This window comes from Halobacillus sp. SY10 (assembly GCF_045401165.1).
In the GTDB taxonomy this organism is placed as follows: Bacteria; Bacillota; Bacilli; order Bacillales; family Halobacillaceae; genus Halobacillus; species Halobacillus aidingensis.
In genome coordinates, this window is record NZ_CP174345.1 from 4,087,327 (window position 1) to 4,112,622 (window position 25,296).

At 44.2% G+C, this 25,296-nt stretch carries 26 protein-coding genes and 2 riboswitches; of the genes, 12 read left to right on the top strand and 14 right to left on the bottom strand.

Features of this window, described 5'->3' with window-relative positions; genetic code table 11:
* Positions 1-42 precede the first annotated feature (42 nt).
* Positions 43-148: riboswitch (TPP riboswitch) on the bottom strand.
* 5 nt (positions 149-153) lie between these two features.
* A complete protein-coding gene (gene thiW, locus ACJA3J_RS20510) occupies positions 154-642 on the bottom strand; it encodes an energy coupling factor transporter S component ThiW (protein ID WP_089654695.1) in 489 nt (162 codons plus the stop codon).
* A 94-nt stretch (positions 643-736) separates the two neighbouring features.
* A riboswitch (TPP riboswitch) is annotated at positions 737-846 on the bottom strand.
* A 110-nt stretch (positions 847-956) separates the two neighbouring features.
* Here thiW and ACJA3J_RS20515 point away from each other — a divergent pair.
* Positions 957-1,490, top strand: coding sequence for a DUF3221 domain-containing protein (locus tag ACJA3J_RS20515; RefSeq protein WP_089654694.1), 534 nt, complete (start codon positions 957-959; stop codon positions 1,488-1,490).
* 22 nt (positions 1,491-1,512) lie between these two features.
* On the opposite strand, the gene ACJA3J_RS20520 is transcribed toward ACJA3J_RS20515, so the two are convergent.
* The 6 genes from ACJA3J_RS20520 to ACJA3J_RS20545 form a co-directional block, all read right to left on the bottom strand.
* Entirely contained in the window at positions 1,513-3,183 is a 1,671-nt protein-coding gene (locus ACJA3J_RS20520) for a PucR family transcriptional regulator (RefSeq protein ID WP_406945143.1), read from the bottom strand.
* Positions 3,184-3,200: 17 nt separating this feature from the next.
* Complete coding sequence (eutB, locus tag ACJA3J_RS20525; protein WP_406945144.1) at positions 3,201-4,166, bottom strand: hydroxyectoine utilization dehydratase EutB; 966 nt, start codon at positions 4,164-4,166, stop codon at positions 3,201-3,203.
* A 276-nt stretch (positions 4,167-4,442) separates the two neighbouring features.
* Entirely contained in the window at positions 4,443-5,948 is a 1,506-nt protein-coding gene (asnB, locus tag ACJA3J_RS20530) for an asparagine synthase B (protein ID WP_406945145.1), read from the bottom strand.
* A gap of 211 nt (positions 5,949-6,159) precedes the next feature.
* Complete coding sequence (locus tag ACJA3J_RS20535) at positions 6,160-6,807, bottom strand: Fic family protein (protein ID WP_244157283.1); 648 nt, start codon at positions 6,805-6,807, stop codon at positions 6,160-6,162.
* Positions 6,761-6,940 carry a hypothetical protein gene (locus ACJA3J_RS20540; RefSeq protein WP_089654689.1) on the bottom strand — a complete coding sequence of 60 codons (180 nt, stop codon included), beginning with the start codon at positions 6,938-6,940 and terminating at the stop codon, positions 6,761-6,763. The genes ACJA3J_RS20535 and ACJA3J_RS20540 overlap by 47 nt, the downstream gene beginning before the upstream one ends.
* Positions 6,941-7,014: 74 nt before the next feature.
* Positions 7,015-7,851, bottom strand: a complete 837-nt coding sequence (locus ACJA3J_RS20545) for a Ku protein (RefSeq protein ID WP_115823132.1) — start codon at positions 7,849-7,851, stop codon at positions 7,015-7,017.
* 686 nt (positions 7,852-8,537) lie between these two features.
* Here ACJA3J_RS20545 and ligD point away from each other — a divergent pair.
* Positions 8,538-10,295: a DNA ligase D gene (gene ligD, locus ACJA3J_RS20550; protein WP_406945146.1), complete on the top strand. Its 1,758-nt coding sequence runs from the start codon at positions 8,538-8,540 to the stop codon at positions 10,293-10,295.
* Between the two features lie 91 nt (positions 10,296-10,386).
* On the opposite strand, the gene menE is transcribed toward ligD, so the two are convergent.
* From menE to ACJA3J_RS20575, 5 genes are all read right to left on the bottom strand, one after another.
* Positions 10,387-11,943, bottom strand: a complete 1,557-nt coding sequence (gene menE, locus ACJA3J_RS20555; protein WP_089654686.1) for an o-succinylbenzoate--CoA ligase — start codon at positions 11,941-11,943, stop codon at positions 10,387-10,389.
* Positions 11,944-12,122: 179 nt separating this feature from the next.
* Complete coding sequence (locus ACJA3J_RS20560) at positions 12,123-12,890, bottom strand: 3-hydroxyacyl-CoA dehydrogenase (RefSeq protein WP_089654685.1); 768 nt, start codon at positions 12,888-12,890, stop codon at positions 12,123-12,125.
* Position 12,891: 1 nt separating this feature from the next.
* Positions 12,892-14,034 carry a thiolase family protein gene (locus tag ACJA3J_RS20565; RefSeq protein ID WP_089654684.1) on the bottom strand — a complete coding sequence of 381 codons (1,143 nt, stop codon included), beginning with the start codon at positions 14,032-14,034 and terminating at the stop codon, positions 12,892-12,894.
* 11 nt (positions 14,035-14,045) lie between these two features.
* Positions 14,046-15,194, bottom strand: a complete 1,149-nt coding sequence (locus ACJA3J_RS20570) for an acyl-CoA dehydrogenase family protein (RefSeq protein ID WP_406945147.1) — start codon at positions 15,192-15,194, stop codon at positions 14,046-14,048.
* Between the two features lie 485 nt (positions 15,195-15,679).
* Positions 15,680-16,420 carry a Cof-type HAD-IIB family hydrolase gene (locus tag ACJA3J_RS20575; protein WP_089654682.1) on the bottom strand — a complete coding sequence of 247 codons (741 nt, stop codon included), beginning with the start codon at positions 16,418-16,420 and terminating at the stop codon, positions 15,680-15,682.
* Positions 16,421-16,634: 214 nt separating this feature from the next.
* Between ACJA3J_RS20575 and ACJA3J_RS20580 the strand changes: the two genes are divergently transcribed.
* On the top strand, positions 16,635-17,018 hold the full coding sequence (locus ACJA3J_RS20580) for a DUF302 domain-containing protein (RefSeq protein WP_089654681.1): 384 nt from the start codon (positions 16,635-16,637) through the stop codon (positions 17,016-17,018).
* Between the two features lie 98 nt (positions 17,019-17,116).
* Here ACJA3J_RS20580 and ACJA3J_RS20585 read toward each other — a convergent pair whose 3' ends face one another.
* A complete protein-coding gene (locus ACJA3J_RS20585) occupies positions 17,117-17,749 on the bottom strand; it encodes a DUF421 domain-containing protein (protein ID WP_406945148.1) in 633 nt (210 codons plus the stop codon).
* Between the two features lie 233 nt (positions 17,750-17,982).
* On the opposite strand from ACJA3J_RS20585, the gene ACJA3J_RS20590 reads away from it, so the two are divergent.
* The 8 genes from ACJA3J_RS20590 (at position 17,983) to ACJA3J_RS20625 (ending at position 22,394) form a co-directional block, all read left to right on the top strand.
* Positions 17,983-18,240, top strand: a complete 258-nt coding sequence (locus ACJA3J_RS20590; RefSeq protein ID WP_089654680.1) for a metal-sensitive transcriptional regulator — start codon at positions 17,983-17,985, stop codon at positions 18,238-18,240.
* A gap of 59 nt (positions 18,241-18,299) precedes the next feature.
* Complete coding sequence (locus ACJA3J_RS20595; RefSeq protein ID WP_089654679.1) at positions 18,300-18,779, top strand: DsrE/DsrF/DrsH-like family protein; 480 nt, start codon at positions 18,300-18,302, stop codon at positions 18,777-18,779.
* Positions 18,780-18,795: 16 nt separating this feature from the next.
* A complete protein-coding gene (locus ACJA3J_RS20600; protein WP_115894118.1) occupies positions 18,796-19,092 on the top strand; it encodes a rhodanese-like domain-containing protein in 297 nt (98 codons plus the stop codon).
* Positions 19,093-19,126: 34 nt separating this feature from the next.
* Complete coding sequence (locus ACJA3J_RS20605) at positions 19,127-19,690, top strand: sulfurtransferase TusA family protein (RefSeq protein WP_406945149.1); 564 nt, start codon at positions 19,127-19,129, stop codon at positions 19,688-19,690.
* Between the two features lie 44 nt (positions 19,691-19,734).
* Positions 19,735-20,865 carry an MBL fold metallo-hydrolase gene (locus tag ACJA3J_RS20610; RefSeq protein ID WP_406945150.1) on the top strand — a complete coding sequence of 377 codons (1,131 nt, stop codon included), beginning with the start codon at positions 19,735-19,737 and terminating at the stop codon, positions 20,863-20,865.
* Between the two features lie 67 nt (positions 20,866-20,932).
* Complete coding sequence (locus ACJA3J_RS20615) at positions 20,933-21,163, top strand: sulfurtransferase TusA family protein (RefSeq protein WP_089654675.1); 231 nt, start codon at positions 20,933-20,935, stop codon at positions 21,161-21,163.
* 78 nt (positions 21,164-21,241) lie between these two features.
* Positions 21,242-22,018 (top strand): sulfite exporter TauE/SafE family protein, encoded by a 777-nt coding sequence (locus tag ACJA3J_RS20620; protein WP_406945151.1) that lies wholly within the window; start codon positions 21,242-21,244, stop codon positions 22,016-22,018.
* Between the two features lie 190 nt (positions 22,019-22,208).
* Entirely contained in the window at positions 22,209-22,394 is a 186-nt protein-coding gene (locus tag ACJA3J_RS20625) for a hypothetical protein (RefSeq protein WP_089654673.1), read from the top strand.
* Between the two features lie 94 nt (positions 22,395-22,488).
* Here ACJA3J_RS20625 and ACJA3J_RS20630 read toward each other — a convergent pair whose 3' ends face one another.
* On the bottom strand, positions 22,489-24,405 hold the full coding sequence (locus tag ACJA3J_RS20630; RefSeq protein ID WP_406945152.1) for an LTA synthase family protein: 1,917 nt from the start codon (positions 24,403-24,405) through the stop codon (positions 22,489-22,491).
* Between the two features lie 256 nt (positions 24,406-24,661).
* On the opposite strand from ACJA3J_RS20630, the gene ACJA3J_RS20635 reads away from it, so the two are divergent.
* Positions 24,662-25,234 (top strand): biotin transporter BioY, encoded by a 573-nt coding sequence (locus ACJA3J_RS20635; RefSeq protein ID WP_089654671.1) that lies wholly within the window; start codon positions 24,662-24,664, stop codon positions 25,232-25,234.
* Positions 25,235-25,296: the final 62 nt, after the last annotated feature.

The window sequence follows — 25,296 nt, forward strand, 5'->3', positions numbered from 1 at the left end:
GATAGAGCCTCCTATTATTCTCGGAAGCTACTAGAGGACAGAAGGGGATTCTTACTACTTCCCTCCGCCGGCATGACCCGGATCAGGTATTGAGGGACCAAGGAATGTCTCCTTATCTCAGCGAATACTCGCGCCCCTAGCAGTTTCCGTGTATTATGGTTGTAAGATCATATTTTCAACTTTCACTCGTGATAAAATGAAGGTAGCAATGAAAGCCCCCGAGACACTGCTTACGACAAAAGAAGGAACAAACGCGAAAACACCTGTTGAACTTCCCATCAGGACGTGCGCAATCGGAACAGATGCCAAAGCCCCTATGACTCCAGTACCTAAAACTTCACCAATCACCGCAGACCTTTTTCTTTCATAGAATCGATAACAAAGCCCTGCCAATAATGCACCGAACATCCCGCCCGGAAAAGCAAGAAGGGTGCCGAGCCCTAATAAGAAACGTAAGAGCCCGATAACAAAAGCAATCATGACCGCCGGGACGGGTCCAAGCACCACCGCCGCGACTACATTAACCGCATGCTGGACAGGATAAGCTTTCGCAATTCCAGCCGGAAACCAGAGAAATTGGGCTCCAAGCGTTCCAACGGCAATAAGCACGGCCATCGTTGTGAGTATCTTTGTGTTTCTCATCTTTCACCACCTTTCCGTACAGGATCTGAATGGAACCAAATAAAAAAAGCCAGATCCTTAGAGGACCTGGCCTGGTATGCAGTAAGTCGATACACGTATCGTCAGACTACTTCCCTCCGCTGGTATTAACCAGATCAGGTTCGTAAGAGTCAGAAAGCTTGCTCGCTTTCCTCTCAGCCCATTCAGGCCCCCCTAGTAGTTTCATAAACTTATTCGCTTGGTGATTTTCATCATAACAAAGTTGGATGTTTCTGTCATGTGAAACTTTTCCTCCCGTTCAAACGTCAACAAAGTAGATAAGGAGTGTGAGAAAGATGAAAATGAGATGGATGCTTGGTATGTTCATGGTTTTCTCTTTATCCCTTAGTGCATGTGGACTGTCAGAGACAGAAGAAGTAGACCAGAATGAAGTGGAAGCAGAAGCATCCGATCCGGACATGAGCGGATTTGTCATGGATCAGGACGATGACAGGATCCTTGTTGTCACACCGATGGATGATGGATCAGGGGATGAAGGACGGGCCATGTGGGTCTCCGGAGCTCCTGAAGGTTTATGGGTCGGCAAACAGGTCGAGGTCTGGGTAGACGGGGATATCGCTGAGTCCTACCCTGAACAAGCCACGGCTGAAAAAGTCCAGGAGCTTGAAATGAGTGAAGTCCAGGGAGCGGACTTAAAAGCATCCGAAGCTCTCTCTACAGCTTTGTCCGAAACAGAACCAGAGCAGACAGATGTGTTGATCGTTTCGCTACTTTCCTTTGATGAAGAATCCGATCAGTGGACTGTCAAGCTGGACCGACGCGGGACCGATCAGGGCGAATGGAAAACGACAGTCAAAGATGAGAAATAGAGCATCACCCCGAGGGAGCGCTCTATGCATCCACCTTTTTCAAAAGCCATAACCTTACGCTCAGCTCCAGCAAAAAAAGATCATCCGCATTGAGAAGAGAGAGGCCAGTCAAATGTTCAATGTTTCTCAATCTGTGCAGCAAAGATTGGCGGTGCAAGTTCAGGGCACGGGCCGTCTGACTGACATTGCTGTTGTATTTGTTATAGACCATAAACGTATGAATCAGTTCTGTCTGCCGTTTCTGGTCATAATCAATCAGCTTCTCCAACGTATCTGACACAATCGCTCCGATTTCTTCCTCGTGGGACAGTGCCATGAGCAACCGGTTCATTCTGGTATCACTGAAAAACGTTCGCTCCCCTTCTTCATGCTGCTGACCGATTTTCAGTGCCGTTTCCGCCTCTTCATAGCTTTTATGAAAAGTTTGATACCCACCTTTATGACAGGAAATCCCCCAGCTAATCGTAATCCCTTTTAATAACTCATGAAGTCTCCGCTCAATCAGGTCGAGAAACTGGTTCGCGGTTTCTTCGTAATCCGGACGGTCCGTTTCCAAATAAACGATTACCTCACCTTCATCAAAGGTGGTCATCGTCCTCCGGTGCAGCGCGTCTCCGGCATGAGTGACTTCCTTCTGAATGTAATAATTGCGACTGTTGATCGATGATGATTTGACTTGAGGCATCGTTGAAGAGGTGCGTTCCTCCTCCGGCTGCACGAAACGGATATGGCCGACGAGACAAATATAAGGCTTCTCCAAATCATAACCAAGCAGCTGCGCTTTCGAAAAAAGAGCTCTGTCCATCTCCCTCTCCTGCTTGGCTAAATCCAGCAAAAAGTTATCCTTAAGTCTGATTTCAGTCATTTCAATGGCGTTCTCTTTGACGAAATATAAGGCACAAGCTGTAAGCGCATGCTCCAAAATGTGAAGGTTCACCCACGTTAAATCTTTGTTGTCCTTTGGCTTAAATAGTATATATCCCTGTTTCTTATAGTTTGATAAAATTGTAAGCTGATAGCATTTCTGGTCACCGATTTCATAGGTTTCAATGTAATGGCTGAGCGGGTGATCACTGTCCATCTCCGTTTCTACAAGGGTTCCTTCCTGAGAAAGCTCATGCCCATTTAAAACATCGATGTAATAACGATCAAAATACTGATTCGCTCGTATCTGCTTGTTATGATCACTGATGGCCGTCGGAATGCCTGTATTCTGGTAGATGATTGATGTGATCTCCTGCAGCCCTTTCCCGTTCAGGACACAGTTGATCAACTCCTGTCGTATCTCTTCCGTGCGTTGCTGTTCCTGGCGGTTCTCCTCACTGATCAACCGTAATACATCCTGTAAAATATCTCCGAAGCGGACCTCCCATGGAATTTCCATCACGATCAACTCGTGTTTCTCCGCAAGTTTTAACACACGGTCCGGAATTTTATACAGATGACGTCCTGTGGCAAAAGCGAGGACGGAGGCTTCCGAGCGAATGACATCTTCAACATATCCTTCGAGTGCCAATACATCATCCACACATCCGACCCCTGTACTTAGTACAAATTCATTGTTCCTGACAAAGTTCTCTACAGGAGTCTCAATCACTGAGATCCAATCAACCTGACGATCATACACATGGGTCTGTACTCTTGCTTTTTCGAGCACTGGAAGTTTTAAAACTTCCTCCACCGCAACCCCCATCTCCACTCCTCCCCCACTTACGATTTAGCCAAAAGATCTGTAATCGCATCATGATCGATATTGTTCCCGCTCATGACGACAACAACATTTTTTCCTTGTAGATCATTAGAATGAAGGACGTGCCCGACCCCCGTTGCAGCCGCTCCTTCCACGACCATCTTATGGTGCTCAAGAGTGAAGAGCAGCCCTTCTTCAATCTGTGCCTCTTCCACAAGCACCCCCTCGTCCATATAAGCTTTCGTCATTGAAAATGTGTAACGGTTCTCTGTCCCAATTCCTCCAAGCAGACTGTCTGCCAATGTATCAGACTCCTCGAGAATGACAGGCTTACCCTTGGCAAGGCTTTCCTGCATGACCGCCCCCTTCTTCATCGTCACTCCTGTCACACGTATAGAAGGTTCAATTGATTTCATCACAAAAGCAATACCTGACAACAGCCCACCCCCAGACAAGGGAATGATCACTTCATCAACCTCAGGACACTGCTCCATGATTTCAAGCGCGATCGTCCCCTGACCGGCAATGATTTCCCGATCATCAAAAGGCTTGATTACCGTCATCCCATCGTCTCTTTCCAATTCAGCACACCTTGCTTCTGCTTCATCTTGACTGCTTCCCACAATCTCCACAGACGCTTGTAATTTCTTAAGACGATTCACCTTCGCCTTCGGAACACGGTCGGATATACATACCGTACAAGGAATTCCTAACTCTGCTGCTACATATGCAACAGATATGCCATGGTTACCCGTTGAAAAAGTGGTCACACCTTTCTTTAAGTCTTTCTCGTCAAGAGATAGAATTTTGTTTGCAGCCCCTCTGAGCTTGAATGATCCCGTAGGGTGGGTATGCTCGAGCTTCAAGTGAACCCGCGCCCCTGTGTGCTCGGAGAGCGGGTCTGAGTACAGGATAGGAGTGGGTTGGACAAACGAAGATATGCGCTTCTTCGCTTCCCAAACCTCTCTGAAGGAAAGGCTGGTCATTCATAACGTCCTCCTTCTTCAGCATTTATGGTTTCAAGTTTTGAATATTCAGTTATTTTTATTATAGTGGAACAACCTCTTATGTTTAAAGAGGTAAAATACCTTCTATATTTTTTACTTGTTTTTTGACAGCGTTCTCGCTAAGCGGTTGTGTGTGAGGTGGACTGCCGTTTGCAGGGCGACTGCTCTTGGAGCGATGCGATCTCCCTTTGGAGCGATCCGAAAGATTATAAGATATGAAAAAGGACAGATGCGTTTTGCATCTGTCCTTTTGGGTTAAGCCGTGGCCCATTTGCCTACGGTGTGGAGCATTTTTTCTTCTTGGAAATGATCCCTGAAAATCTGATAATAGAACATTTCCTGTTTGGATCGTATATCAACTGGTGCTTCGGCTTGCACCTTTTCAAATGTTTCATCTGTAATTGTTCTTTCTGCATGCAGGTCGAGCAAGTCCAATGCTCCACTTCCTTCTGAGAACTCTGCTTTCTTACGCCATAAAACTTCATCAGGGATGATGCCGTCAAATGCTTTTCGAAGCAGCCATTTTTCCATGCGGTCTTTCTTATGAACTTTCAAGCCGGCAGGAATCTGGAGGGCATTTTCCACAACATCCAAGTCGAGAAATGGCACACGAAGTTCAATGGAGTGCGCCATGCTCATACGATCGGCTCGTTGCAGATTTACGTGGTGAAGTGTATTCAATACACGAATGATTTCCTTGTTCATGGATGCGGTATCCTGGTATTTTTCCATATACGCATATCCAGCGAATAATTCATCGGCCCCTTCTCCAGATAAAATCACTTTTACGTGTTCGGATGCAAGCTTAGACACGAAGTAATTCGGGATGGCACTACGTACAAGGGAAGGCTCGTAAGACTCCAGGTGATAAATGACATCAGAGACAGCTTCAATCAATTCTTCTTCCGTATAAATATATTCATAATGCTCGGTTCCCAGCGCTTTCGCAACCGTACGAGCGTTGATGATATCTGCACTGCCTTCAGAGCCGACACAGAACGATTTTAAAGGCTTGTCCCCTTGCTTCTGCTGATCAGCTATGGCGGCAATCAAACTACTGTCCAAGCCACCACTCAGCAGCACGCCTACTTCAACGTCTGCCATCAGTCTTTTTCGAACGGATTCGTTCATAGTTTCTTTTATAGAAGTAAACACTTCGGTCATCTCATGTTCCGTGTAAGACTCTTGCGGGGACTGGATTTTCCTGTAGCAGACAAAACCATTTTCCGGTGTGAAATAGTGCCCGTGAGGAAATTCTTTCGCCTCATTCACAAAAGGTTCGATTGCTTTCAATTCAGATGAAAAAACATACTGACCCTCGCGATCTTCCCCGTAATAAAGCGGCTTGATCCCAAGTGTATCCCGAGCTACGACAAACGAATCGTTTTCCTCATCTGCAATGAAGAACGCGAACATTCCATCAAGTTGATGGATAGCTTCCGGCCCTTGTTTTTCGACTAATTTCAAAGCTACTTCACTGTCTGACTTTGTGAGAAAAGAGACATCTTTCGCTAAGGATTCTTTAATGGCTGCATAATTGTAAATTTCACCATTACAGACGATCCAACGTTTTTTATCTTCGTTATGAATCGGCTGGATGCCATCTTCAAGTCCGATAATCGATAAGCGGCGGTGTCCAAGATGAACACGATCGGTAACCACTGACTTCCCCTCATCTGGACCACGATGGTAAAGCAGTTCCAGCACCTCATTCATTTGTTTTTCACTCATCTCTCCTTGTGTCACGAAAATTCCGCACATAAGTAATAAAGACCTCCTAAGTTTGCATGCATGATTTGCATAGGACTCAGATTACGCTTTTTTCGAGTGTTCATCAAATCGGGTTTGTCAGCAAATGTAAGCAAAACAAGCGAAATCCAGAAAAAGGAGGCAGATAGAATAGACATTCGTGGAATGGACCTACATTCAGATGGAATCCTCTGTCTACATGCAAAAAACCTCCAGCCTTGTTTTATGCTGAAGGTTTTTGATAGGTAGATAAGGAATGACTAATCACTTGAGCAAGCGGACGCACATCTTTGACAGATTGAACACTTGCCTGGAAGATTTCCTCAGGCGGGACCGCTGACCAATCCAGATGATATCCTGCTTCCATTGCTAAGATGCGAATGAACTCCCGTAAACTTCTTCCATTCCCTTCTCTGAAAGGATGGAGAACATTAATTTCTGACATGTAGTACACCAATTTCTCTACAACCAGGACCCTGTTCATACTTTTCCAATCTTCTCTCATCAACTGTTGAAATATGGGCTCAGCCGCATCGTGAATGAACCTGGCCTGAGCAAAAGAAAATCCGTCCTTCGTAATGTTTTCTGTTCGAATTTCTCCAGCAAAAGGGTAAAGATCTGAAAAAAGGCGCGCATGGATCCTTTGTAAATGACGCAAGTCGAAATCCCCTTTAATCGGGGTGGATTGAAGCTCAGCCAACCTTTGTGCCGTAAACATCGTCTCCAAAGCTGTCAATTGTTTCTCATCTTTAATGTCATAATGATTGATTAAAACGTTTGATCCCGGATAACAATACTTCGACTTTTCATTCCCGTACCTGGTGTTAGGCATGACGAGCCAGTTCCAACGCCCGTGTGACGAACTCCTCATGAGAGATCTCCCCTGTCAGGCACTTTTTCACAAGCAGCTTCTGCTTCTTGCTCAAGCGGTCTCCCTCCACAGCGAGAGAAGCCAAGGCCGGGCGCATAAGTAATTCGACTTCTTCCTCGGAACGTACGGTCATCCAATCCCTCCGAACTTTAATGATCTCCTCTACATTATACTACAGATGGAGGTATTATAGACGATGACACCCTGTCAGGAAGTCTTTTTCTTGCCAGATGTGGTCGTCTTTTTCTTCGTTGTTTTCTTCTTCTTGGACCCTTTCGTTTTCTCCAACGATTTTTCCAAAGCATCCATTAAGTTCGTCACATTATCCGGCTTCGGTTTGTCTTTGGCTGTCGTAACTTCTTCATTGTTTTTCTTCGCTTCAATCAGTTCCATAAGCGCTGTCCGGTATTCATCTTTGTATTTTTCAGGATCGAATTCCGCTGTCAACTGATCGATCAGCGTAACAGCTGTACTCAATTCTTTCTTACTTAATTCTGTTTCTTCCGGAACATTCGGCACATCCTGAACGGATCTGACCTCATCAGGATAATGGATCGTTTCCATCACAAGAGTATTCTCATAAACCCGGACGATCGCCAGTTGTTCCTTGGAGCGGATGATGATTTTAGCAATCCCGATCTTCTCGGTATCTCCGAGCGCCTGACGAAGAAGACTGTAAGCTTTTGATCCTCCTTCGCTTGGAGATATAAAATAACTCCGCTCAAAATAAATCGGGTCGATCTCTTCCAACTTCACAAAATCGATGATTTCAACCGCTTTGTCTTCTTGTTCTTTTTTCAACTGTTCCAGGTCTTCTTTATCTAAAACGACAAACTTGTTCTTCGCATATTCATAAGCTTTGACAATCTCTTCACTCTCAATTTCCCGCTCACATACAGGACAGCGCTTCTCATATTCGACCGGTGATTTACATTCCTCATGAAGCTGACGCAGTTTGATGTCCTTATTCTCTGTTGCCGCATGCAGTTTCACTGGAATATTCACAAGTCCGAAGCTGATGGTCCCTTTCCACATCGTGTGCATACCGACCACTCCTTTTTCCTATAGGTTTCTCGAGATCACTGAAAAATATGTTTCTCAATCATGGATAAACTACATAATAAAGCCCACCTATTCAACAAAATGGCAGGATTCTTGAAGACTCAGTTTCGAGATGTTTCGGGGTTCGTTGCCTGGTTGAGCGTCAGGGGTGGCTGGGAAGCTACTCGCTTTCCTGTGGGGGAGTGGCAAGCTTCCTCGGAGCGGGCACAAGTACTAAGGGATCTCGCCTATCTCCTTTCTCCCACGGGAGTCTCGCAGCTTCCCAACCACCCCATTCTATGGATGTGAGAAACGAACCCCTTTACTGCAGGAGGGTACCTTCTACTATCCTGGTGTTTTAAGTATAAAGCGCTCTATACTACATGCAGAATAGGTTCTTTGGAGTTTATTCCCCTCCAATTACCATGTGCATAAAAGGAGCTTAACTCGGGTGTGGTTTCGAGATACTTATATGGCAAAGGGGCGGAGGGGAATGGCGAGACTCCTGCGGGAAAAAAGTGCATGGTGAGACCCCACAGGACGTAGTCCGAGGAGGCTCACCGCGCTCCCGCGGAAAGCGAGCTATTCCCCGCACCCCCCATCATCCACTCAACAAAAGTCTCGAAACTGAGTCTTCAACTACAGGGGGAATTTATGTAAGAAAGCTGAATGGAAAGGAGATGGTGGAGATGAAACCGATGCTTTTGACAGGGACGGCGGAACTACCTGAGGGGGATGAGTGGGTGTATGAAGTGAAGTATGATGGTTTTAGAGCCATTCTCGAAGCACGCACGGAAGGAGTCAAGCTATGGAGCCGGAATGGAAAAGATATGAGCGAACGTTTTCCTGAAATCGTTCAGGTGGACATCCCTAAAAACCTCCTTCCTTTTACCCTTGATGGCGAGCTGGTCATATTGAACACTCCTTATCAGGCAAACTTCGAAGCTTTACAAAAAAGAGGAAGAATGCGAAATAAAGCAAAAATACAAGCTTCTTCTATACGAAGACCTGCTGCCTTCATGGCTTTTGACAAAATAGAAAAAAGTACTATACCTCTATTAAAAAGAAAAGAAAACATGACTAAGCTTCTCGGGAAGCTTAAACACCCGCAAATTAGAAGTATTGATTTATATGAGGATATAGAAGAAATTCTAACCATTGCTGAGCTGCACTTGGCTGAGGGAATCATTGCGAAAATGAAAAATAGCAAATATCAACCCGGCGACCGCGGAAGGCAATGGTTGAAATGGAAACAATGGAGGACAGTCTCCGGCTTTTTACAAAAGTACGACTCTGATAATGGATATTACGATGTAGGGTTTTATAAGGACGAGGGCCCTCTCCCACTTGGGAAGTTTAAACATGGTCTGACAGATGACGAGAGTGAAACGCTCCGTACATTTTTCAAAGAACATGGGACAAAGAAAAAGGGCACATGGCGTTTAGAACCCGGCGCGTGTGTAGATGTGCACTGTCTGAGTGCTGAAGAAGGGAAACTACGAGAACCTCTCTTTCACCAGTTCCGGTTTGATCTTTCTCCTGAAGATTGTACAGAATCTAAGAAACAGTGGGACCTTTCTTTGTTTCCTGCCAACTTCGATCCAACCAATGTTGATAAACCTTTATGGAAGGGTATTTCTAAACAGGATTTCCTTGTTTACATCCGTCAATTAGCTCCTCACATTCTCCCTTTCATACAGGAAAAGAAGTTAACACTGATCCGTTATCCTGATGGGATTTACGAAGAGTCCTTTTATCAAAAACATTTCCCCGACCATGCCCCCGACTTTTTAAAAATGTGGATGGAGGATGGGGAGCCTTTCATCATTTGCGATCAACTTCTCCCTCTTCTTTGGCTTGCCAATCAGGGGGCATTGGAATACCATATTCCGTTTGAGATGGCCGGCGGTCAAAAACCCGATGAAATCGTTCTGGATTTGGATCCGAAAGACCGGAGTCACTTTAGTAAGGCGATTAGGGCTGCCCAGTTATTAAAGCATCTCCTTGACGAACTTGAAGTCCAAAGCTTTGTCAAAACTTCCGGAAATAAAGGCATGCAGATTCATATCCCGATTCGCGAGGGAGATTTAAGCTATGAGGAAACGAGGAAAATCACGGAAACGTTGGCCACATCCCTTGTTAATGAAGAACCTGACCTTTTTACAACTGAACGTTTGAAGAAAAAACGTGGGGATCGTTTGTATATTGACTATGTCCAACATGCAGAAGGCAAAACGATTATTGCCCCGTATTCGACAAGAGCGACCGAAACAGCAACGGTCGCTACGCCGCTTCATTGGGAAGAAGTGACGGAAGGTTTGCGCCCGGAGTCGTTTACGATTCACACTGTACCTAGCCGAATAGCTGAATTTGGCTGCCCTTTTTCTATGTACGAAGAGGCTAGAGACCATCAGCCCATTCAAAAATTGAAGCAATTGCTTCAATAACTTGTCGAATATTGCCCGGGAAATGACCACCATTTATCTAAAAAAGCACTAAATAAAAGGCTGCCGGTCGTCACCGGCAGCCTTTTATATCTTATTCTGATAATGTTTTACTTCGTTCCCGCAGTTTGAACTTTTGCAACTTCCCACTCGCGTTGCGCGGAAGTTCATTTACAAATTCATAACGTCTTGGCCGTTTGTATCGGGCAAGCCTATTCCCTGAAGTACAGAACTCATCCAGTTCTTGTTCAGTGACGCCACTATCCTTTTTCACAATGTAGGCGACCACTCTTTCTCCCCACAGGTCATCCGGTTCACCAACGACGGCTGCATCCATGACTGCCGGATGATCAAACAAGGCATCTTCTACTTCCCTTGAATAGATATTTTCACCGCCGGATATGATCATGTCTTTCACACGATCACTGACCCAGAGGTATCCATCTTCATCGAACGATCCGATATCACCTGTATGATACCAACCTTTGTACATGGCTTCTTCAGTTGCTTCCGGCCTGTTGTAATACCCCTTCATCATGCTGGGCCCTCGTACGATAATTTCCCCGAGTTCGTGCGGTTTACAAATCTCCTCAGGCTCTGCGGGTCCGTGCTCATTCGTTCTCACCACTCGTACTTCATGGTTCAACAGTGCTCTTCCTGCAGATCCTGCTTTCGTGACTTGTTCTTCCTCGGTAAGTGCGGTAATTGCGGGTCCCATCTCCGTCATCCCGTATGCCTGTAAGAGCTGCACACCTAAGGATTCATGCAGCTTCATCGTCAAAGCAGGGGCCATTGGTGCTCCTCCATAGAGACCTTGTCTCAACGTCTGGAAATCCTCTTTGGTGAATTCCTCTTGCAGCATCATGTTCCACATCGTCGGAGCTGCAAAGAAGGATGTAATCTGCTCCTCCCTGACCGTTTCAATCACATCAGGTGCATCGAAGTGGTGCAGCAGAACGTTTGTCGCTCCAATCATTACTCTTGGGAAGAACGCACAATGAAGCTCGGCGCAATGGAAAATCGGGGCAACAGTCAGTCCACGGTCCTCTTCCGTCAGTCTTAAACAAGCGGTCATGATGAGGGCTTGATCGACCATATCTCTATGCGTATGGATAACCCCTTTTGGAAGCCCGGTTGTTCCGGAAGTGTACATGATGGCATAAGGATCATTCTCGTCCAGTTCACACACTGGTCGTTCGGTCGTTACTCCATCGATTCGTTCATAATAGTTCATCGCATAAGGCAGATTTTCTTCGTCGATGGACCAAAACTCAATACTTGTCATCTCTTTCGCTACCGGAGCGATTTGAGCAGCCGTCGCTTTTTCAAACACGACCACCTTTGGATCAGCATCTTTCAAAATGAACTCGATTTCTTTTTCCATGAGACGGAAGTTTACCGGATTGAATACCGCCCCAATCTTCATGCAAGCGAACAGCACTGTCGCATATTCAGCTGTGTTAAAAAGGACCGTCGATACTTTATCCCCTTTTTCCACCCCTGAGGCCTTGAGCGCATTTGCCGTGCGGTTCACTTCCTGGTCCCATTCTCCGTATGTCCAGCGTGTACCAAGCCGTAGATCAACCAATCCTTCTTTATCAGCATACTTCGCTACCGTCTGCTCAAACATACTCCTAAGTGTTGGTCCCATTTCTCATCGACTCCTTTTGGTTTTTTATAAAATCCCAATAGCCAACGTGCTCGATCCACCAAGAGCTTACAACGATCAAATACCGGGAGTGCTTCAGACAGTTTTTCAATGTAAAGCATAAGGCGCACTTTCTTTTTTCCTTACCTTCTAAGTAATGAGGTACACCGTAGTGACAACATTTACTTGGGTTGTAATCGAATCGCTCCGTCTAGACGGATCACCTCCCCATTAAGCATTGGGTTATCTAAAATGCTTAGAGCTAACTTCGCATACTCATAAGGCTTTCCCAGCCTTGAAGGAAATGGTGTCGCTTTCCCAAGAGCATCCCGTGCTTCTTCAGGGAGCTGTTCAAACATCGGGGTTTCAAATAAACCTGGCGCAATAGCCATTACACGGATGCCGTGACGGGCGAGTTCCCTTGAAATCGGCATCGTCATCGCGGCTACGCCACCTTTGGACGCACTGTAAGCCGCTTGACCGATTTGCCCTTCATAGGCAGCGATTGAAGCTGTGTTAATGATGATTCCCCGCTCCCCATATTCATTCGGCTCATTTTCCTGCATCTTTTCAGCTGCCAAACGGATGACATTAAACGTCCCAATTAGGTTCACTTCAATGATCTTAGAAAAAGACTCCAGGCGATGAGGACCATTTCGTCCGACCACTTTTTCACCAGTTACGATGCCGGCACAGTTGATGACCGTGTTTACCTGCCCAAAGGTTTCGACAGTCGTTTGGAGCATGCGCTCAATTTCATCAGCTGAAGTGACATCCGTTTTGACAAACAGCGCAGAAGAGCCCAATTCTTCTGCAAGCGCTGCGCCCTTTTCTTCGTTTTGGTCTACAATCACCACTCTGCCGCCATTTCTTACAATCTTCCTTACCGTCGCTTCTCCAAGGCCTGAAGCCCCACCTGTCACGGCCGCTACCACACCTTTAACATCCATACTATCCCTCCAACCTTTCAATGACCGTGCCGTTCGCCATTCCGTGTCCTTCACAGATGGCAAGCAGTCCGTACTTTCCTTCTGTCCTTTCTAATTCATGCATGAGAGTTGTCATAAGCTTTGCTCCGGTAGCACCTAACGGGTGACCAAGCGCAATGGCTCCTCCATTTACATTCAGTTTTTCATGTGGAACACCAGTCTCTTTCATCCAAAACAAAGGCACAGGAGCAAAAGCTTCATTCACTTCAAAAAGATCGATATCTTCAAGACTCAGTCCAGCTTTTTGTAAGGCTTTATGTGTTGCAGGAACCGGACCTGTCAGCATCAATGTCGGGTCGGAACCGACGACAGCTCTGGAGACAATCCGAAAGCGTGGCTTCAACCCCAGTTCCTCCGCTTTTTTACGTGACATTAAAAGGACGACTGCAGCTCCATCACTGATTTGACTCGCATTTCCGGCTGTAATTTTGCCGTTTTCCTGGAAAACTGTTTTCAGTGTGGCAAGGGTCTCAACAGATGTGCCTGCTCTGGGGCCTTCATCTATTTTAATTACGTTGGAATCACTAGCGTTCACAGGCATGATTTCTTTTTCAAACCGACCTTCATCAATCGCCATCAGCGCCCTTCTATGACTTTCAGCTGCATAAGCATCAAGCTCTTCCTTACTTAATTGCCATTGGTCGGCGATCCTTTCTGCCGAATGGCCTTGATTGATCATTTCGTATTTTGACGTCAATCGTTCATTAAAAGATGTCCCCTGCATATTTGAAAACATCGGCACTCGTGACATACTTTCCACACCACCCGCTATGACAACATCCATGTCCCCACAAGCAATCGCTTGAGAAGCGAAATGGATCGCCTGTTGACTCGAACCGCATTGCCGATCGAGCGTTACTCCAGGTACCTCCATAGGAAAACCAGCAGTCAGAGCAGCAATTCTAGCGATATCGCCTGCCTGCTCCCCGACCTGACTCACACAGCCGGCGATAACATCTTCCACCTCGATAGGATCGAGAGAAGCCCGTTCGACCAGTTCTTTAAGTACATCTGCCAAAAGGATATCCGGCCTGATCTCGCTGAGCCCTCCATTCCTTTTACCAACAGGGGTTCTTACTGCTTCGACGATGACAACTTCATTCATATCTTTTCCTCCTATACTAAACCCATCTTTTTGGCGATAATCGTTTTCATAATTTCATTGGATCCTGCATAAATCGCAGTGACCGGTGCATCACGGAACCTTCTCGCAATTTCATACTCTTCCATATATCCATAACCACCGTGAAGGTGCATACATTCCATCGCTACCTTTTTAACCAGGTCGGTGGTCCACCACTTGGACATCGACACCTCTTTGACAACGTCCTCCCCGTTCATATGCGCCTCTATCGTACGGTCCAGGAATGTTCTCCCGATTTCAATTTCCGTTTGTAGTTCAGCGAGTTTGAATTGAGTATTTTGAAAAGAGGCTATCGACTTTCCAAAAGCTTTGCGCTCCTTCACGTATTCAACCGTCAACTCAAGCATCCGTTCACATGCTGCAATGGCACCTATGCCTACAATCAGGCGTTCCTGTTGCAGCTGGTTCATCAAATAATAGAAACCTTCACCTTTTTTACCAAGAAGGTTGTCCTTAGAGACAGCTGCATCCTCAAAGATCAACTCTGAAGTGTCCTGGCTGTTCAGGCCGACTTTATCGAGCTTCCTCCCGCGGGAAAAACCAGGCGTGTCCCTCTCAACAATCATCAGACTGATCCCCTTATACGCTGGAGATGCATGAGGGTCCGTTTTACACACAACGACAACCAAATCCGCGTGAATTCCATTCGTGATGAATGTTTTTTCACCATTCAGTGTGAATCCTTTTTCATTTTCTACCGCTGTCGTACGTATAGATGCAAGGTCCGATCCTGCTCCCGGTTCGGTCATCGCGATCGCTGTAATACATTCTCCCGTCGTACATTTCGGAAGCCACTTTTGTTTCTGTTCTTCTGTCCCATAAGCATGCAAATAAGGGACGACAATATCGTTGTGCAATCCGACTCCAATCAGGCCTGTCCCCACTTTTTCCATCTCTTCATTAATGACAACGGAATATCCAAAATCTGCTCCAAAACCACCATATTTCTCGTCAAGCCAAGGACAAAGGTATCCCTGCTCTCCAAGCTTTCTCCAAAACGCACGGGGTACTTCCCCTGCCTTCTCCCATTCGTCATAATAGGGGTAAGCTTCTTTTTCTAAAAACTTCCGTAAAGATTGACGGAGTATTTCATGTTCTTCTGTTATGTATGATGCCTTCATAATCTTCCTCCCTGAACATTCTTCGCTATTGGATGTAATTCTCTCTTTATTCCTCTCTTTCCTGCCATAATCAGAAAACGCTTACATTTTTATGTATTTAGAAGGATTTCGACACACTCTATTACTGTCACTAACCATCACGGCACGAAAAGTGGATAATAAATGAAATGGCGGAATTTTTTAAGACTGGATTTCGAGTTCACCGGGCATCGTTTTGCTATATTGATAGTCAAGATGGTTGGAAAGCCACTCGCAATCACTGTTTTTCACAAAAATATATTCTGCTCCCTATAAAGCATTTAAAAACTTTCATCGGTGGGTTTTAAACTCTTATCGGTAGGTTTGGGTTTTTATCTGCGGCTTCCAGGTTCTTATCGGTGACTTTCGCACTTTTATCAGTGACTTTCTTGATTTTATCAGTATTTACGGTAAGCGAGTAATAATCCGGACAAAAAGAACCAGCCTCGCTGGCTGGTTCTTTGGTTTTAGTCTATGACTTTTTCAATGGCAAAGGCGACGCCGTCTTCTTTGTTGGAGGCTGTTACAAAGTCTGCTTCTTTCTTTACCGGCTCCTGGGCATTGCCCATCGCGACACCGAAACCTGCTTCGCGAATCATCGCGATATCGTTCATACTGTCGCCAACCGCCATCACCTGATCCATTTCTAAATCAAGCCACTGGCAAACTTTCAATAGGGCTGCTGCTTTATTTACACCTACAGGATTAATTTCAATGTTTGTCGGACTGGAGTTGGTTACTTCCAGGTCCTGATTCGCATTGACTTCGTCGAGGATGACTTGTCTTACTTCGTCATCTTGTATATCAAAACCGAATTTCAACCAATCGTAGTCTACAATCTCTTGATCGAATGGGCTTTGGCTGTTGTACAACCCTTGCACGGTTGAAGACCAAAAATAGAGGCCGTGCTCTTTTTTCAATTCCCATAGACGCTCCACATGTTTATGTTCGAGCCGATTTTGTTCAACGAGGTTAAAATCATGATCATAAATCTCTCCACCATTAATCGTCACAATATAGGAAGAGCGGCCGAGGTCTTCAGCGATGTTCCGGCATCTGGATAAAGATCTTCCTGTACTTAATACAACATGGATGCCTTTTTCTTTAGCTTTTTTTATAGCTGCTGCATTGGCCTCGGAAACTTCGCCTTCATGATTGACGGTGGTGCCATCTAAGTCCAAAGCAATCAATTTGATGTCTTTTGTCATATGATTCACGTCCTCTCTCTAATGTACCTATTTTAATATAAGGAACTTCCATACACAATTCAAAAGGAAACCAGAGGGTCGGCATAGTTTTAACATTTTATAACTATAACCCACCTCGTCCTAGAGAGCCTTATAGGAAGCCCTTCATTAAAATGATTATTTTCATACCTTAATGGGTATGGATAAGGAGAACATATTTTCAAGGAGGTATTTCATGTTTCACTATACGGTCGAAACGGACAAAGGGATGGATGAAGCGATCGAAAGTCTTGAGGCTAATCTGAAGGAAGCGCAGTTTGGCGTGTTATGGAACTTCGACATCAAAGATAAGCTTCATGAAAAAGGACTGGAGTTTGAAAAAGAATTTAAAGTCTTAGAAGTCTGTAACCCTAAAGAAGCCCAGCGCGTCTTAAATGAAAACGTAATGGCTGGTTATTTCCTTCCTTGTAAAATGGTTGTCTATGAAGATGGAAATAAGACGAAAATCGGTATGCCTAATCCGACTTCTCTTACTCAGATGGTTGAGGATGACAATATTCAAGAGATGGCCAGTGATATTGAAGAACGTTTGAAGCATTGCATGGATCAAAGCGTGTAACCATATAAAAGAGCTGCTAACTTTAGCGGCTCTTTTAATTTTAAATGGCCGTTATTTTTTCAATTACGTATATCGTTTAACTTCTTATTAAAAAAACATCAATGTTCAATGGGCGGTAAAGAATCTATTTTTCTCCCTTTTAATGAAAAGTGGAATTCCCCCTGGCTGGTAAGCGCACCATAAAAGACATCAGAGACGTCATAGGTACCCAGGTTGGTACGTAACCACTCCATGTCCCGACCTGCGCGTGTTAAAAGATCTGGCTGCAGCTGACCGTCCAGAATGAGGGGAATGTCATAACCCCCACCCCTATATGGAAGCCCAATATCTTCACGAGTAACGGCTTCCTTCGCGTTTTTCAGTTTAACGGATAATTGACCATTCGGTTCGATGATGCCAAGTGCAACACTTTCGAGCTCAAAAACCTTCTGTTCTCTCAGCATGTGTGTAATATTATCAAGGGAATAATGGATGCGGGAGATGTTCTCTTCAACCATTTCCCCCTCAAAAATAACAATCGTCGGCTCAAACGTCAGGACCTTTCCGATCTTCCGGTTTCTTAACTTCAACCATACGATGAACTTTTGTAAAAGCGCAATAACAATAATCGCCGTTACAGTATGTATATGATTAATTTTTGGATCGGCAATATCTGCTCCAACAACAGAACCTAGAACGAGCACAACTAAAAAATCGAAGACCGGCAATTCTCCGATTGATCTTTTCCCCATAAATAAGCCTACCCCCAGGAGTAATGGCAAGATTGTAAAAATCCTCCCCATTACTTTCAGTGTGTCCATCCATACTTCCATTCCCATCACCTCTCCCTTAGCTTTGCACGGAGCATCATCCATTATCCAAAAAAATACGTGTTGGGGTGTTGACATTATACCTTATGGGGTATATGATTAGTCATGTACTGTTCAACAGCGACAGAAAAAACTTCACAAGGGAGGTCAATTCGATGGAATACAACGACGCAATGAAAAACAGAATCAAACGTCTAGAAGGTCAGTTGCGAGGCGTTTTGAAAATGATGGAAGAAAATAAAGACTGCAAAGATGTCATTACGCAGCTTTCCGCTTCTAGAAGTGCGATTGACCGTGCGATCGGGCTTGTGGTAAGCTCCAACCTTGTGGAGTGCATCCAGGACGATGACGATCAAGAAAACAAAGAAGCTTCGATCAACGAAGCTGTTCAGTTGCTTGTCAAAAGCAGATAAATTTTTTTACAATGAATTATACCCATACACGTATAACTATATTATTAGGAGGATGAAAAATGTCTGAAACAAAAAAGACGAATATTATTTTATTCAGCGGGGATTATGATAAAGCAATGGCTGCTTACATCATTGCTAACGGAGCAGCTGCATATGATCACGAAGTTACGATTTTCCACACATTCTGGGGTCTTAACGCCCTACGTAAGGATGAAAACATCCAAGTGAAGAAAGGCTTCATGGAAAAAATGTTCGGCAAAATGATGCCGCGTGGAGCAGATAAGATGGGCATTTCCAAAATGAATTTCGCAGGATTCGGTCCTAAGATGATCAAAGACGTCATGAAAAAGCACAATGCGATGCCATTGCCGGATCTTATTGAAATGGCTCAAGAACAGGATATCAATTTGGTTGCATGTACCATGACGATGGATCTTCTAGGATTGCAAAAAGAAGAATTACTTGATGACATTCAATACGCAGGCGTTGCTGCTTATCTTGCAGATGCAGAAGATGGCAATGTTAACCTGTTTATCTAATTAGGAGGTATCATTTATGAAAACAATGACAGCAAAAGAAGTAGAACAACAACTATCTGAAGGTAAAAAGTTAAACATTATCGATGTCCGCGAAGATGAAGAAGTTGCAGAAGGAATGATTCCTGGTGCGAAACACATCGCTTTAGGTACTGTCGAAGAGCGCGCAGATGAATTGGATAAGGATAAATCTTATATTATGGTTTGCCGTTCTGGTGGTCGCAGTGGCCGTGCTTCTCAAATCCTTGAGGAAAAAGGATACGATGTGACGAATATGGAAGGCGGCATGATGAGCTGGGAAGGTCCAACGAAATAAATCCCCCTTATAAGGGTAGAGGAGGAATGTAAGAATGGAACTGAAAACAGATCTTACGTTAGATGCCAAAGGATTAGCATGTCCGATGCCGATTGTGAAGACAAAGAAAACAATGAAGGACATCGAAGCTGGTCAAGTCCTTGAAATTCAAGCTACAGACAAAGGGTCGAAAGCGGACCTTGAAGCATGGGCGAAAAGTGCAGGTCATCAGTACTTGGGTACGATCGAAGAAGGAGACGTACTCAAGCATTATGTCCGCAAATCAAGCGGTGAAGAAGAACAAGAGAAAAAGCACCCGAATGTCGTAAACAACGAAGACTTGGATGCTCTTCGCAAAAACGATGACGTCCTTGTATTAGATGTACGCGAATCTGCTGAATATGCTTTTGAGCATATCCCTGAAGCAGCGTCTATTCCACTTGGTGAACTTGATGAACGTGCAGATGAACTGGATCGTTCGAAAAACGTTTATATCGTATGTCGAACAGGAAACCGTAGTGATCTTGCTGCACAGAAGCTTACAGAAAAAGGTTTTGAGAATGTTTATAATGTCGTTCCAGGCATGAGTGGCTGGAATGGAGAAACGACAAAGCTTTAATTCTATATTTTTTTACTAAAATTAATACCCTAGGAGGTAATAAGATGACTGTTAAAAACATGACGGTAAAAGAAATTACTAATAAAGTGTTGAATAATGAAGAACTATTCCTTCTTGATGTACGAACAGAAGATGCGTATCAGGACTGGAAAATCGAAGGCGAAAACTTTGCTTACTTGAACATTCCTTATTTCGATCTCCTTGATGGTGTCGAGGAAATCGTAGATCAGCTGCCAAAAGACAAAGAGATTGCGGTTGTTTGTGCCAAAGGCGGCTCTTCTCAAATGGTTGCTGAAATGCTTGTGGAAGAAGGATTCGAAAATGTTTACTCCGTAGAAGGCGGCATGAAAGCCTGGAGTGAGCACTTGGAGCCGATTAAAGTCAATGACTTGAAAGATGGCGGCGAGCTTTATCAGTTCGTACGTATCGGTAAAGGCTGTCTTTCCTACATGGTCGTATCTAACGGAGAAGCAGCAATCATCGACTCTACTAGAATGACAGATGTTTATGTTGATTTTGCTAAAGAACTTGGTGTAAAAATCACGAACGTTTTTGATACGCACTTGCACGCCGACCACATTTCCGGGGGACGCAAAATCGCTGAACAAACAGGTGCCACGTACTGGCTGCCTCCAGAAGATGCTGGTGAAGTGAAATTCGATTACCAACCACTTCGCGATGGTGACCATGTCACTGTAGGAAATACAAACATTGATATTCATGCGTTGTATTCTCCTGGCCACACGAAAGGATCTACTTCTTTCGTCGTTGATGATCAATACTTGATGACAGGTGACATCCTGTTCATCGACTCTATCGGACGTCCGGACCTTGCTGGTAAAGCAGATGACTGGGTCATGGATCTGAGAGAAACCCTTTATACACGATATAAAGAGCTTTCTGACGAGCTAATCGTCCTTCCGGCTCACTTCATGATCATGGATGAGTTGAACGAAGACGGTACCGTCGCTGAAAAACTAGGTACCCTATTTGAAAAGAACCATGGCTTGAACATCGATGATCAAGATGAGTTCAGAAAAATGGTGACAGAAAACCTGCCACCTCAACCGAACGCTTATCAGGAAATCCGTGAAACAAACATGGGTAAAATCAGCCCGGACAATGAAGAACAGCGTGAAATGGAAATCGGCCCGAACCGTTGTGCTGTAAGATAAAAACTCTTGAGCCCGGGGAAGCCGGGCTCACCCTAATCAATCATTAAACATTTGGAGGTATTCAATTATGAACGTAACAAAAACACTTGATGCAACAGGACTAGCTTGCCCAATGCCAATCGTGAAAACAAAGAAAGCAATGAAAGACATCGAAGCTGGAGAAGTACTTGAAATCCACGCAACAGATCAAGGAGCAAAAGCAGACTTGACTGCATGGGCGAAGTCCGGTGGTCATGAACTTCTACAAACAGAAGAAGACAACGGAGTATTCAAGTTCTGGATTAAAAAGGGAGAATAATCAGGAATCACCTGATTGAATCATTATGGAATAAAGGGAACCTGCAACGGTTCCCTTTTTTATAGGAGGTAAACAACTATGGAATTCGGATTAATCATTACGATCTTTCTTATCGGCTTCATAGGTTCTTATATATCCGGAATGCTCGGGATCGGCGGGTCCATCATCAAATATCCAATGCTGCTTTATATTCCGCCGCTCGTTGGTTTTACAGCTTTTACTGCCCATGAAGTATCCGGCATCAGTGCCGTACAGGTCTTTTTCGCAACGATCGGTGGTGTTTGGGCCTACCGCAAAGGCGGTTACCTTAACAAAACACTCATTTTATATATGGGTGTCAGTATTTTGATTGGTAGCTTCATTGGAGGATATGGATCAAGATTTATGGCTGAAGACGGCATCAATATTGTTTACGGTGTCCTTGCTTTAATTGCGACAGTCATGATGTTCGTACCGAAAAAAGGTATTGATGACAAACCATTGGATGAGGTCACCTTTAACAAACCTTTAGCTGCCATTCTCGCACTTATCGTGGGAGTGGGAGCAGGGATTGTTGGTGCCGCAGGTGCTTTCTTATTGGTACCGATCATGCTTGTTGTGCTTAAGATCCCGACACGGATGACGATTGCATCTTCTCTTGCTATTACGTTGATTTCTTCAATCGGAGCGACTGTCGGAAAAGTGACAACAGGTCAGGTTGAATACTTTCCAGCAGCAATCATGGTTGTGGCAAGTTTAATTGCTGCACCACTGGGCGCAATGGCCGGCAAGAAAGTGAACACAAAGGTTCTACAGACCATCCTCGCCCTATTGATCTTAGTGACGACGATCAAGGTATGGATGGATATCTTCTAATACTGAGCATAATACAAAAAGAGCAGGACTCTACAGGGTCTCTGCTCTTTTTATATGCTCATGGCTCGCTCATTTCCCTACTGTCTATCCATACGCTTGCTTTTTCATCGATTTCCACGCCTAAACTATTCCATAAAATGGATTAAATAATAGCGGACGGGGTATTGAACAAAAAGATAGGAGGGAATAAATGAGCTCAAAATGGAAGGTATTGATATTCATCATTGCAGGTCTAATTTTAGCAGGCTTTTTCATTTACGACTTCATAGCCGGGGATATTGGCTACAGAACAGGAAAACTAGCCGTCGTCATCTTCTTTGTCATTTACATCCTTTACACGTTTTTCTCTAAGAATAAGGACAGTAAACTTGATTAGACCCGCCTTGTCTTAAGGGGCTTTCACCCATAAAAAACTGTAGATATCGCCTCATAAAAAACCCTCTCTCCTTCTAAAGGAGAGAGGGTTACAATTATTGTTCTTGTTTATTTTGGTTCGGTTCATTGCTCTCGCTTTGGACCATCTCGGTTTCATCCAGGTAGCGCAGCAAGTCACCATAGATGATTGAATCAGACATCTCCAATTCCTCTTGAGCCTTCTCGAACCCTTCATTACAAAGGTCAGCTTCCAGCTCTTCCCCTGTCTCACGATCATAGCAGGTTCCTTGAATACCAACATATTCTTCGCTGGCAAAGTTACCATCACGGGTAATCATCAATTGACGACGATCTTTATCAAGCAGGTCGTGCCCGAATTGAATCGGATTATCATCTTGAATTCCCAACAAGTTCGTCAATGTTGGACGAAGGTCGACTTGACCACCAACGGTATGGTTTTTCTCAGCGTCAATTCCTTTTCCGTAAATCAACATTGGAACACGCTGCAACTGGAACTGCTCAAACTCATTTATTTCTTTATCTAAATACTCGCCCATCGCTTCTTGGTGGTTTTCAGAAATTCCGAAGTGATCACCATAAATGACAAGAATCGTATCATCATAAAGCTCTGAATTCTTGAAGTCTTCAACGAATTTCTTCAGTGCTTCATCCTGATAACGGATCGTTTGGAAGTAACGGTTCAACGTACCACTGCCCGTCTCCCCTTCTTCGATGAACTTTTGCTCTTCAGGAAGTGTGAATGGATAGTGGTTCGTCAACGTAATCAACTTCGAGTAGAAAGGTTTGTCCATTTCTTTCATCATGTTCAATGAATCTTCGAAGAAATATTCATCAAGATAACCCCAGCCATGAGATTTTTCCGGAGTTACAGTGTAATCTTCTTTGGAAAAGAATTCGTCATAGCCTAGAGAGTCATACATTACATTTCGGTTCCAGAATGTTTTATCATTCGCGTGCATGGAGTTGGTAAAATAGCCATTTTCTCCAAGTAAACCCGGCAATCCTTCGTATTCATTCGATGAATGAGTAAAGAAAACAGCGCCACGGTTCAATGGATACATGGAGTTCGCAAGTAAAAACTCAGAGTCTGACGTACGTCCCTGCTTTACTTGGTGATAGAAATTATCAAAGTAAATGCCTTCTTCTTTCAAATCATTAAAATAAGGAGTCAACTCTTCACCGTGCAACGTGTTGTCGACAACGAATGTCTGTGTACTTTCAAGAGAAAGCATGATCACGTTTTTACCTTCTGCGACACCTTCTAAACGATCGCTGTCTTCAGATTTATTTTCGTTCAAGTAGTTGATGACCGGTACAAGTTCGTTACTGTCCGCCAGCGTCTTTTTCATTTCGGTTTTCCCTTGCAACACTACATCATAGACATGGTAATTGATGACACCGATATACTTAACGAGCATGTTACGGTCGAACGTACGCTCTAAAAGGTCCGTACGTTCTTGTTCTGCCCACTGCAAGTTGATCATGAACAAAGGAATAGCAACGATGGCAAGAACGATTCCTTCTCTGCGCTTCGGCTTGAAAGCCTGGAAACGTGAAGGTTTCAAATAGAATAATAGAAAAGCTGCAATGAGAACATCCACAAACAACAAGGCATCAACAGGACTCATAATCGTCGTGATACTGCCTCCGAGGTCCGCGAGGTTCGCCACCTGGTTTAACATCGGGATCGTTATAAAATCGTTATATTCTCTATAAAAGAGAACATTTACGTATAAAAGAATGGAACCTAAGATATAGGAAACGAACATTCCCCGACGTCCGGCAAGCAAGATCCCCAATCCGAAGATGAGAAAAATACTGCTCAGTGGATTAAATGCCAGAATGTTTGCTTCATTGGTATTTTCCACATTCAGTGAAAAAATGCTTGTCTGTATATAGTTCATTTTCAACCAAAAAAGTCCGATAACAAATAGGTAGACTAGTAGTTTTAAACCAGTTTTTTTATTTATATATTTATTGTTTGTAAACATTGTAAAACCTCCGTTAATTTTACATTACCCTATTCTACCTCATATCAAATCTTTTTTGTACCATCTTATAGATTGTTTAAAAACTCTGACACATTTGCACCGTTGATATCAATGCTTAGTTACAAAAAAATGAAGCTCAATACCTATTCCTCCGCCATTTTTCCTATATAAGGAAAAATGTTATGAATCTCTTAACGCATTCCCCTCGTTTTATGTTAACTTATATTTATAAATGGTTAACAAAGGAGTGTGAAGTATGTCGCCACAAAGTAAAAAATTAAGATTCATTGTAAACGGAGCATTGTTTGCCGCACTGACAGCAATTATGGCTCAAATCGAAATCCCACTTCCCATTGTACCCATCAGTGGACAAACTTTAGCCGTTGGCCTCACAGCTACTATTCTAGGAAGCAGACAGGGAGCTGTTGCGATGGTTGGTTATGCGGCTTTAGGGGCTGTTGGACTCCCTGTTTTCGCGGGGTTCAGCGGGGGAGCTCAAGTTTTGGCAGGACCGACCGGAGGTTACATATTCGGCTTTATTTTAACAGCATTCATCACAGGATATATTTTAGAGAAGACGTCCTTTAACTTACCCATGGCGATCGTTGCGAATGTGACAGGTATGATCATTACATTGCTTTGTGGAACGATTCAGTTGAAGTTTGTTCTCGATATGACTTGGAACCAGGCCCTTGCCGCTGGCGTCTATCCTTTTATCGCGGTGGGACTCATTAAAGCTTTTCTTGCAAGCTGGATTGGCATTATCGTCAGAAAACGACTGATTCAGGCAAGATATATTAAAGAAGATACGCAACCAGCAGCCTCGTAATCTCTTATTTCCTGGGAAATGAAAAGAACGCCGTGATTAGACACGACGTTCTTTTCTTATTC